5 protein-coding genes and 2 pseudogenes are annotated in these 10,590 nt (G+C 68.0%); 6 read left to right on the top strand and 1 reads right to left on the bottom strand.

Annotation, left to right across the window (positions count from 1 at the left end; all coding sequences use genetic code 11):
• Positions 1–347 precede the first annotated feature (347 nt).
• The 3 genes and pseudogenes from CSW58_RS05585 (at position 348) to dnaJ (ending at position 6,486) form a co-directional block, all read left to right on the top strand.
• A complete protein-coding gene (locus CSW58_RS05585; RefSeq protein WP_236627660.1) occupies positions 348–2,885 on the top strand; it encodes a M1 family metallopeptidase in 2,538 nt (845 codons plus the stop codon).
• 391 nt (positions 2,886–3,276) lie between these two features.
• Entirely contained in the window at positions 3,277–5,175 is a 1,899-nt protein-coding gene (gene dnaK, locus CSW58_RS05580) for a molecular chaperone DnaK (protein WP_099446625.1), read from the top strand.
• A 161-nt stretch (positions 5,176–5,336) separates the two neighbouring features.
• Positions 5,337–6,486: pseudogene (gene dnaJ, locus CSW58_RS05575) on the top strand (molecular chaperone DnaJ).
• Here dnaJ and CSW58_RS05570 read toward each other — a convergent pair.
• Positions 6,483–6,758, bottom strand: coding sequence for a type II toxin-antitoxin system YafQ family toxin (locus tag CSW58_RS05570; RefSeq protein WP_099446624.1), 276 nt, complete (start codon positions 6,756–6,758; stop codon positions 6,483–6,485). The pseudogene dnaJ and the gene CSW58_RS05570 overlap by 4 nt on opposite strands.
• Before the next feature lie 138 nt (positions 6,759–6,896).
• On the opposite strand from CSW58_RS05570, the gene CSW58_RS05565 reads away from it, so the two are divergent.
• The 3 genes and pseudogenes from CSW58_RS05565 to CSW58_RS05555 all read left to right on the top strand — a co-directional run.
• Entirely contained in the window at positions 6,897–7,154 is a 258-nt protein-coding gene (locus tag CSW58_RS05565; protein WP_099446623.1) for a type II toxin-antitoxin system RelB/DinJ family antitoxin, read from the top strand.
• A 191-nt stretch (positions 7,155–7,345) separates the two neighbouring features.
• On the top strand, positions 7,346–10,048 hold the full coding sequence (gene mutS / locus CSW58_RS05560) for a DNA mismatch repair protein MutS (protein ID WP_099446622.1): 2,703 nt from the start codon (positions 7,346–7,348) through the stop codon (positions 10,046–10,048).
• A gap of 21 nt (positions 10,049–10,069) precedes the next feature.
• A pseudogene (locus tag CSW58_RS05555) lies at positions 10,070–10,590 on the top strand (bifunctional uridylyltransferase/uridylyl-removing protein); the annotation flags it as partial.

The following is a 10,590-nucleotide window of genomic DNA, read 5'->3' as shown; positions in this document are numbered from 1 at the left end:
CCCACGCTCATCGCCTTGCCCTGCGGCGTGGCGTAGTGCGTCAGCGGCGCCGCCGCGATCGCGGCCAGCACGGCGTCGACCAGCCGGCCCTGGTCATCAAGCGTCAGACGCCCTGGCCACAGGTCGAAGCCCGGCATGATGCTGAGTGGATTACCCATTACGCCGATTTAATGGGATGGCGCCGCACAACAGTGTTGGTGTGCTGCGCAAGCCGCGCGGCCGAACAAAATTGCTGATCAGGGTCGAACATGCGTCATCTTCTTTCCTCCGCGGCTGCGGTTGCGCTTCTTCTTGCCGCCGGCCCAAGCCTCGCCGCCCCCGCGCTCGCCGCCAAGCCCGCCGTCCAGGTGACCACCCAGCTGCCGCGCACCGCCCGGCCGACCCACTACAGTGTCAGCTTCACCCCTGACGCCGACAAGCGCGCCTTCACCGCTTCGGTGAAGATCGACCTGCAGGTGCTTGAGCCCACCACCACCATCGTCCTGCAGGCCGCCGACCTGACCTTCAGCGCCGCTCAGCTCAGCGGCTCCGGCGCGGCCAAGATCACGGTCGACGCCGAGGCCCAGACCGCCACCTTCACCTTCGACAAGCCGGTCGCCAAGGGCGCCCATGTGCTGTCGATCGACTATGCCGGCCAGATCTACACCCAGGCGGCCGGCCTGTTCTCGATCGATTACGACACCGAGGCCGGCAAGAAGCGGGCGATCTACACCCAGTTCGAGAACTCCGACGCCCGGCGCTTCATTCCTTCCTGGGACGAGCCCGCCTTCAAGGCCACCTACGACCTCGAGGCGGTGGTCCCGACCGGCCAGATGGCGGTCAGCAATATGCCGGTGGCCAGCCGCACGGACCTCGGCGGCGGCAAGACCCGGGTCAAGTTCGCCACCTCGCCCAAGATGTCGACCTATCTGCTGTTCTTCGGCCTGGGCGAGTTTGACCGCGCCACCACCAAGGTCGGCGACGTCGAGATGGGCGTGATCACCAAGAAGGGCGACCTGGCCAAGGCCGACTTCGCCCTGAAGTCCGCGGGACCGCTCCTGCAGTGGTTCAATGACTATTTCGGCGCGCCCTATCCGCTGCCCAAGCTGGACCACATCGCCGCCCCCGGTCAGAGCCAGTTCTTCAGCGCCATGGAGAACTGGGGCGCGGTTTTCTATTTCGAGTACGCGTTGCTCGAGGATCCGGCGATCTCGACCCAGGCTGACCGCCAGAACATCTACTCCACCGTGGCCCATGAAATGGCTCACCAGTGGTTCGGCGATCTGGTCACCATGCAGTGGTGGGACGACCTGTGGCTCAATGAAGGCTTCGCGTCCTGGATGGAGGGGCGCGCCACCGAGCATTTCCATCCCGAATGGAACAGCCAGCTGGGCGCGGTGGCCGGTCGTGAATACGCCATGGGCCTGGACTCCCTGAGCACCACCCATCCGGTGGTCCAGCATGTCGAGACCGTCGACCAGGCCAGTCAGGCCTTCGACGCCATCACCTATCAGAAGGGCCAGGCGGTCATCGGCATGCTCGAGGCCTATGTCGGGCCCGAAGCCTGGCGCGACGGCGTTCGCCGTTACATCAAGGCCCACGCCCACGGCAACACCACCACCGACGACCTGTGGCGGGAAGTCGAGGCCGCCGCCGGCAAGCCGATCACCGCCATCGCCCACGACTTCACCCTGCAGCCGGGCATTCCGCTGATCACCGTCGAGGCCGGCGCCTGCGTGGCCGGCAAGACCCCGGTGACCCTGACCCAGGGCGAATTCAGCCGTGACATGCCGACCAAGACTCCCCTGGCCTGGCGCGTGCCGGTCTCGGCTGAGGTCGTCGGCTCCAGCACCGTCGCCAAGACCCTGGTCGAGAGCGGCAAGGGCGCGATCAGCGCCGAGGGCTGCGGTCCGGTCATCGTCAACGCCGGCCAGGCCGGCTATTACCGCACGCTGTACGCCCCCACGGCCTTCGCCGGGGTTTCGGCCAGCTTCGCCAAGCTCAGGGCCATTGACCAGCTGGGGGTCATGTCAGACGCCTGGGCCCTGGGGCTCAACGGCCAGCAGGCCGTCACCGACGCCCTGGATCTGTCCTTGGCCACGCCCGTCGACGCCGATCCGCAGGTCTGGGGTCGGGTCGCGAGCATCCTGACCGGCGTCAACGCCATGTACGACAGCGCTCCGGCCGACCGGGCCGCCTTCCGCAAGCTGGCCCTCGCCCGCCTGTCGCCGGTGTTCGCCCAGGTCGGCTGGACGGCCAAGCCCGGCGAGTCGACCTCGGTCGCCTCCCTGCGCACCTCGCTGATCGGCGCCTTGAGCGCGCTCGGCGACCCGGTCGTGATCGCCGAGGCCCAGCGCCGCTACGCCGCCGACAAGACCGACCCGACCGCCGTTCCCGGCGTGCTGCGCAAGTCGATCCTGGCGGTGGTCGGACGCCATGCCGACGCCCAGGCCTGGGAAGCCCTGCGCGCCCAGGCCCAGGCCGAGAAGACGCCGCTGATCCGCGACCAGCTCTACACCCAGCTGGCCTCGGTCGAGGATGACGCCCTGGCCGCCCGGGCGCTTGAACTGGCCCTGACCGACGAGCCGGGCGAGACCCTGTCGGCCAACATGATCTCGCGGGTCGCCGGCCTGCATCCCGACCTGGCCTTCGACTTCGCCGTCGCCCACAAGGCCGCGGTCAACGGCAAGGTCGACGCGAGCTCGGCCACCAAGTTCATCCCGGGCCTGGCGCGCGGTTCGGCGGATCCGGCGATGATCGAAAAGGTCACGGCCTACGCCGCCGCCAACCTGCCGGCCGCCTCTCGGGGCGAGGCGGAAAAGTCGGTGGCGTCGATCACCGACCGCATCAAGGCCCGCAAGGCCGCCCTGCCCCAGATCACCGCTTGGGTCGCCAAGAAGGGCTAGGGCCAGCAAGTCGTGGAAACGCGCCTCGCGGACCGACCGGCCGTGAGGCATTCAGGCCGCTTTTCAGGCCTATTCGACGGAATGGCCGCGCTTTTTCAGGCGCGGCCACTTTCGTGTTGAATCGCGATTCCCCTTCTTTCCATGCGGGAATGGCCTTGCAGCCTGACGGCTATCCCCCATATCGGCTTCGAAGCGGGGTTGACGGACTCGTCAACTTCGATTGAACGAACGCTTTCCGCGTTGTTCGACGTTTCGGCGTCGATTGGTGCGGCAAGGATTTGGATCAACCGTTAGAAACGCGACCAGACGGGGACGGCTCGAGAAAAACCGGGGCGCTTGCCTTAAGGCCCTTGTCACCGCCGTCCGCCAATCAGGAGCTGCAGGTCTCACAATGAGCAAGATTATCGGTATCGACCTTGGCACCACGAATTCGTGCGTGGCCATCATGGACGGGAAGAACCCCAAGGTGATCGAGAACGCCGAGGGCGCTCGCACCACCCCTTCGGTGGTCGGTTTCCTTGAGGACGGCGAGCGTCTGGTGGGCCAGCCCGCCAAGCGTCAGGCCGTGACCAACCCGACCAACACCCTGTTCGCGATCAAGCGCCTGATCGGCCGCAACTTCGCCGACCCCGTCGTGGCCAAGGACAAGGCCATGGTCCCCTATGACATCGTCAAGGGTCCGACCGGCGACGCCTGGGTCAAGGCCCAGGGCAAGGACTACTCGCCGCAGGAAGTTTCCGCCTTCATTCTGCAGAAGATGAAGGAAGCCGCCGAGACCCATCTGGGCGAGCCGGTGACCAAGGCCGTGATCACCGTTCCGGCCTATTTCAACGACGCCCAGCGTCAGGCGACCAAGGACGCCGGCAAGATCGCCGGCCTGGAAGTCCTGCGGATCATCAACGAGCCGACGGCGGCTGCTCTTGCCTATGGCCTGGACAAGAACGACGGCAAGAAGATCGCCGTCTATGACCTCGGCGGCGGCACCTTCGACGTCTCGGTCCTGGAAATCGGCGACGGCGTCTTCGAGGTGAAGTCGACCAACGGCGACACCTTCCTGGGCGGCGAGGACTTCGACCTGCGGATCGTCGACTACCTGGCCGACGAGTTCAAGAAGGAGCAGGGCGTCGACCTGCGCAAGGACAAGCTGGCCCTCCAGCGCCTGCGCGAAGAAGCCGAAAAGGCCAAGAAGGAGCTGTCCTCGACGGCTCAGTACGAAGTCAACCTGCCCTTCATCTCGATGAACGCGTCGGGTCCGCTGCACCTGAACATCAAGCTGTCGCGCTCCAAGCTGGAAGCCCTGGTCGATGACCTGATCGCCCGCACCATCGGTCCGTGCGAACAGGCCCTGAAGGACGCCGGCCTGAAGAAGAGCGACATCGACGAAGTGATCCTGGTCGGCGGCATGAGCCGCATGCCCAAGGTCCAGCAGGCGGTGCAGGACTTCTTCGGTCGCGAGCCGCACAAGGGTGTGAACCCTGACGAAGTCGTGGCCCTGGGCGCCGCCGTTCAGGCCGGCGTTCTGCAAGGCGACGTCAAGGACGTGCTGCTGCTGGACGTGACCCCTCTGACCCTGGGCATCGAGACCCTGGGCGGCGTGTTCACCCCGCTGATCGAGCGCAACACCACCATCCCGACCAAGCGCTCGCAGACCTTCTCGACCGCTGACGACAACCAGTCGGCCGTGACGATCCGCGCCTTCCAGGGCGAGCGTCCGATGGCCGTCGACAACAAGTTCCTGGGTCAGTTCGACCTGCAGGGCATTCCGCCGGCCCCGCGCGGCGTGCCGCAGGTCGAGGTCACCTTCGACATCGACGCCAACGGCATCGTCAATGTCCACGCCAAGGACAAGGCGACCAACAAGGAACAGTCGATCCGCATCCAGGCCAATGGCGGCCTGAGCGACGCGGACATCGAGCGCATGGTCCAGGAAGCCGAGGCCAACAAGGCGTCGGACGAAAAGAAGAAGGCGCTGGTCGAGGCCCGTAATCAGGGCGAGGCCATCGTCCACTCGACCGAGAAGGCCTTGGTTGAGCACGGTGACAAGGTCGGCGCGCCCGAGAAGGCCGCCATCGACACCGGCCTGACCGAGCTGAAGGCGGCCCTGGAAGGCGATGATGTCGAAGACATCAAGACCAAGACCCAGACGCTGATCCAGGCTTCGATGAAGCTGGGTGAAGCCATGTACGCCGCCCAGCAGGGCGGAGCCGACGGTGGCGACGAGCCGGCCGACGACGGTGTCGTCGACGCCGAGTTCGAGGAAGTCGACGGCGACGACAAGCCGGCGAAGTAATTCGCCATGCGCGCGCCGCGAAACGTTCGGTCCTTGAGCGTTTCGCGGCCGCGACAGCTTGATCCGCGCGCCTTGGACGCCTTGCGCCAGGGCCCGCCTCATCCCACCTCTTCTCCTATCAACGCCTCTCCCGTGGGCCTTTTGGGCGCCAGACGCTGACGATGCGCGACTATTACGAAATCCTGGGCGTGACCCGGACCTGCGACGACGCTGGCCTGAAGTCCGCATTCCGCAAGCTGGCGATGGAGCACCATCCCGACCGCAACGGCGGCTGCGAGGACGCCAGCGGGCGCTTCAAGGAAATCAACGAAGCCTATAGCGTCCTGTCCGACGCCCAGAAGCGCGCGGCCTATGACCGTTTCGGCCATGCCGGGGGTCAATGGTCCGCAGGGCGGGGCCGGCGGCTTCAGCGGCGACGCGGGTGATATCTTCAACGACGTGTTCGGCGACGTGTTCGGCGAAATGTTCGGCGGCGGGCGTCGCCAGTCGAACGGTCCGCAACGCGGCCAGGACCTGCGCTACGACCTGGAGATCCTTCTGGAGCAGGCCTATGCCGGCGCCGAGGTCGAGATCAAGGTTCCGGCCGCCATCACCTGCGAGGTCTGCGACGGCTCGGGCGCCAAGCCCGGCACCAGCCCGACGGTCTGCGGCACCTGCGGCGGCGCCGGCCGGGTCCGCGCCACTCAGGGCTTCTTCGCGGTCGAGCGCGCCTGCCCGCGCTGCGGCGGTTCGGGCCGCATGGTGCTGGATCCCTGCCAGTCGTGCCACGGCCATGGCCAGGTGCGTCGCGAGCGCGTGCTCAGCGTCCGCATCCCGGCCGGCGTCGATGACGGCGCCCGCATCCGCCTGGCCGGCGAAGGCGACGCCGGAGCCCGTGGCGGCCCGCGCGGCGACCTCTACCTATTCCTGTCGGTGATCCCGCACGAGCTGTTCGAGCGCGACGGCCTGGACCTGCTGTGCACCGTGCCGGTGCCGATGACCGTCGCGGCCCTCGGCGGCGAGATCGAGGCCCCCTGCCTGATGGGCGGCGACGAGTGCGACGGCGAATGCCGCATCACCGTCAAGGTCCCCGAAGGCGCCCAGACCGGCAAGACCGTCCGCCTCAAGGGCAAGGGCATGCCGTCGCTGCGCAACCGCCAACGCGGCGACCTGGTGGTCGAGCTGTTCGTCGAGACCCCGACCCACCTGTCGGCGCGGCAAAAGGAGCTCCTCAAGGAGCTGGCCGGCCTGTGCAGCGAAAAGCAGAACCCCAAGTCGGCCAATTTCGTCGGCAAGGCCAAGCGCTTCTGGGACGAGGTCACGGGCAGCTAGCCGAAAAGCTCGCTATGGGAGCCTAGCCGCACAAGTTCGATCGCCGTCTTGGTCTTGCGATAGATCAGCACCAGATCGGGCTTGATGTGGCAGTCCCGGCAACCCTTCCAGTCCCCCTTCAGCGGGTGATCCCGGTTGGCGGCAGGCAGCGGTTCGCCGCTGACAAGCAAGTCGGCCAGCGCCTTGAACACCACGTCCAAGTCCGTGTGCTTCCCGGCCTTCTCGCGCTTGTAGTCACGCTTGAACTGGCCGGTGATTTCGAGGGCCAGCATTACGCGCCCCTGGCGTCAAAGGTCAGAGCGCGCGGCGCCGCCAGCTGGCCTCGGCAGGGGGTGGCGTTCACGGTTGACGATTCTGGCGCTGTAGCTACAATGTAGCCACAACTACGGGCCATCAACGGATATGCGGTCATGGCTGCCTTGGACACGGTTAGAGCCCGGATCGATGCTGACCTGAAAAGAGAAGCGGCGGCGGCTCTGGCTGATATGGGCCTCACCATCTCCGAAGCCATCCGTCTGTTGCTTGTGAGAGTGGCTGCTGAAAAGGCTTTGCCGTTCGACGTGCGGACCCCGAACCCGTCGACGCGGGCCGCCATTGAAGCGGCCGACCGGGGCGAGCTCACCCGCTTCGAAACCACCGATGCGCTGTTGGCCGATTTGAACGACTGAAGGCCCATCGGGCCGTCGCTCTTTTCCGACCCGTCCAGATCAGTTGTCAGGGATTGCTCGACAACTGGCGCCACAGCCACCGCCTCACAATCACGTCGCTCATCTGCCTGGTGGAATAAAGCACGTGAACGAAAAGAGAACAATCTACATGTCGCTTCTGCGAAGCAGCGTCAAACGTTAAGTCATGGCGGATGAACGCCCCCGCCGCTCCCACCCTCCAGACCTATGACGCCACCGGCGCGACGCCGGTGATGGCGCAGTTCTTCGAGATGAAGGCGCGTCAGCCCGATGCCCTGATCTTTTTCCGGATGGGCGACTTCTACGAGCTGTTCTTCGACGACGCCTACCAGGCCGCCGCCGCCCTGGGCATCTCCCAGACCTTTCGCGGCAACCATAACGGCCAGCCGATCCCGATGGCGGGCGTGCCGCAGCACGCGGCCGAGGCCTATCTGTCCAAGTTGATCCGCCTGGGCTTCAAGGTCGCCGTCTGCGAGCAGATGGAAGACCCGGCCGAGGCCCGCAAGCGCGGCTCCAAATCGGTGGTGCATCGCGACATCGTTCGGGTGGTGACCCCCGGCACCTTGACCGAGGACGGCCTGCTGGACGCCCGCGGCGCCAACCGGCTGGCGGCCGTGGCCATCCGGGCCGGCCAGGCGGCGGTGGCGGCGGTCGAACTGTCGACCGGCGAGGTCGAGTGCTTCCTGGTGGCGCGCGACTCGATATCGGCGATCCTGGCGGCCCTGGCCCCGTCCGAGACCCTGGTCGCCGACCGCCTGCTGGCCGACGACCACCTGGCCCAGACCCTGAAGATTTGCGGCGGCCTGATCCAGCCGATGCCGGCCGCCCTGTCCGAACCCCAGGCCTCGGAGGCCCGGGTCAAGCGGCTGTACGGCGTCGACACCCTCGACGGGTTCGGCGGCCTGTCGCCGGCCGAGATCGGGGCCCTGGGCCTGATCGCCGCCCATCTGGAAATGACCCAGGCCGGCAAGCTGCCGGCCCTGCGCGCCCCGCGGCGGGCGGCCGAGGCCGACGTCATGGCCATCGATCCGGCCACTCGCGCCAGCCTCGAGATCGACCGTTCGCAGGGCGGCGACCGCAATGGCTCGCTGCTGGCGGTCATCGACCGCACGGTCACGGCCGGCGGCGCGCGCCTGCTGGCGGCGCGGCTGGCCCGGCCGCTTCTCGACCCCGCCGCCATCGACGCCCGGCTGGACGCCATCGACTGGTTCGTCGACCAGCGGCCCCTGCGCGAACGGCTGCGCGAGACGCTGAAGGGGGCCGGCGACATGGCCCGGGCCCTGTCGCGCCTGGCCCTCGGTCGCGGCGGACCGCGTGACCTGGGCTGCATCAAGGACGGCCTGACGACCGGCGCGGCCCTGGCGGCCCTGGTCGGGGCCTCCGGTGACGCCCTGTCGCAGCCGCCCGCCGAGCTGGCCGGAGCCCTGATCGCCCTGACGCCGAGCCGGCGGCCCGAGCTGGCGGCCTTCCTGGCGACTCTCGAGGCGGGCCTGGGCCCTGACCTGCCGGCCCTGGCCCGCGACGGCGGCTTCGTCGCCGCCGGGGTGCGGCCCGAGCTGGACGAGGCGCGGGGCCTGCGCGACGACAGCCGCCGGGTGGTGATCGCTCTTGAGGCCCGTCTGGTCCAGGAGAGCGGCGTTCCGCTGAAGATCCGCCACAACGGCGTGCTCGGCTATTTCGTCGAGGCCACGGCCGGCAAGGCCGACCCGCTGTTCCAGCCGCCGTTGAACGCCACCTTCATCCACCGCCAGACCCTGGCCAACCAGGTGCGGTTCACCACCGTCGAGCTGGCCGATCTCGACGCCCGCATCGCCCAGGCCGCCGAGCGGGCCCTGGCCATGGAGGTGGCGGCTTTCGAGGATTGGCGAACCCAGGCCAGCGCCCTGGCCGAGCCGATCCAGCTGGCCGCCGAGGCCTTGGCCCGGCTCGACGTCGCCGCCGGCCTGGCCGAATGGGCCCAGGACAGCGGGGCGGTGCGGCCGCTGGTCGACCGCTCCCTGGCCTTCGAGGCCGTGGCCGCCCGCCATCCGGTGGTCGAGGCCGCCGTCAAGCGGGCCGGCGACCCCTATACCCCCAATGACTGCCGCCTCGACGCGGCGGGTGAGGCCGGGCCGCGCCTGTCGATCGTCACCGGGCCGAACATGGCCGGCAAGTCGACCTTCCTGCGCCAGAACGCCCTGCTGGCCATCCTGGCCCAGTCGGGCTGTTTCGTGCCGGCCAAGAGCCTGCGCCTGGGCGTGGTCGATCGCCTGTTCAGCCGGGTCGGGGCCGGCGACGACCTGGCCCGTGGCCGCTCGACCTTCATGATGGAAATGGTCGAGACCGCCGCCATCCTGACCCAGGCCGGACCGAGGGCCCTGGTCATCCTCGACGAGATCGGCCGCGGCACGGCCACCTATGACGGCCTGGCCATCGCCTGGGCCTGCGCCGAGGCCCTGCACGACACCAATCGCTGCCGCGCCCTGTTCGCCACCCACTATCACGAGCTGGCGACGCTGGAGACGCGGCTGGCCCACGTCTCGAACCTGTCGCTGCGCGCCCGCGAATGGAACGGCGATCTGGTGTTCCTGCACGAAGCGATCAGCGGCCCGGCCGACCGCTCCTACGGGGTTCAGGTGGCCAAGCTGGCCGGGGTGCCCAGCCCGGTAGTGGCCCGGGCCCGCGAGGTGCTGGACCGGCTGGAGAGCAAGACCGAATCACCGGCCAAGCTGGACGACCTGCCGCTGTTCGCCGCCAGCCAGGCGGCGATCCCAGCGCCTCAAAATGCGGCGCCGAGCGCTGTCGAAACCCGTCTCGGCGACCTGGATGTCGACGGCATGAGTCCCCGCGAGGCCCTGGACGCGCTTTATCGTCTTAAGGCCCTGCTCAGCACCTGACGGATACACCATATAACCGCCATGCCCCGTCGCCTTCGCCCCACACCGCTGGAACACGTCGTCGACGGACACGCCCTGCGCGCCCGTCTGTCCGCCGCCGCCCTGGACGCCATCGGCGACGAGGCCGGGCAACGGACGCGCGCCATCGAGATCCTCAAACAGGCGCTGTTTCGCGGCCGGATGATCGCCAAGGAGCGGCTGGAGAACGGGCCGGCGGCCTGGAGACTTCGCGCCTGCTCAGCGGCGTCACCGACGAGGTCATCACCGCCCTCTACGACTTCACGACAGTGCACGTCTTCCGGGCCCGCAACCCGACCGAGGGCGAGCGCCTGTGCCTGTTGGCGGTCGGCGGCTATGGCCGGCGCACCCTGGCCCCGTTCAGCGACATCGATCTGCTGTTCCTGCGGCCCTACAAGACCACGCCCCACGCCGAGAGCGTCATCGAGTTCATGCTCTATGCGCTGTGGGATCTGGGCTTCAAGGTCGGCCATGCCTCGCGCACCATCGAGGAGTGCGTGCGCCTGTCGCGCGAGGACTTCACC

This window comes from Caulobacter sp. B11, assembly GCF_002737765.1.
Lineage (GTDB): Bacteria > Pseudomonadota > Alphaproteobacteria > Caulobacterales > Caulobacteraceae > Caulobacter.
Note: the sequence above shows the minus strand (reverse complement) of the source record. Positions and strands in the feature narration are given on the sequence as shown.

Bases quoted from the DNA above. Each gene is read 5' to 3' on its own strand.
- dnaK (WP_099446625.1), top strand. From the start codon at position 3,277: ATGAGCAAGATTATCGGTATCGACCTTGGCACCACGAATTCGTGCGTG.
- CSW58_RS05570 (WP_099446624.1), bottom strand. From the start codon at position 6,758: ATGCTGGCCCTCGAAATCACCGGCCAGTTCAAGCGTGACTACAAGCGC.
- CSW58_RS05565 (WP_099446623.1), top strand. From the start codon at position 6,897: ATGGCTGCCTTGGACACGGTTAGAGCCCGGATCGATGCTGACCTGAAA.
- mutS (WP_099446622.1), top strand. From the start codon at position 7,346: ATGAACGCCCCCGCCGCTCCCACCCTCCAGACCTATGACGCCACCGGC.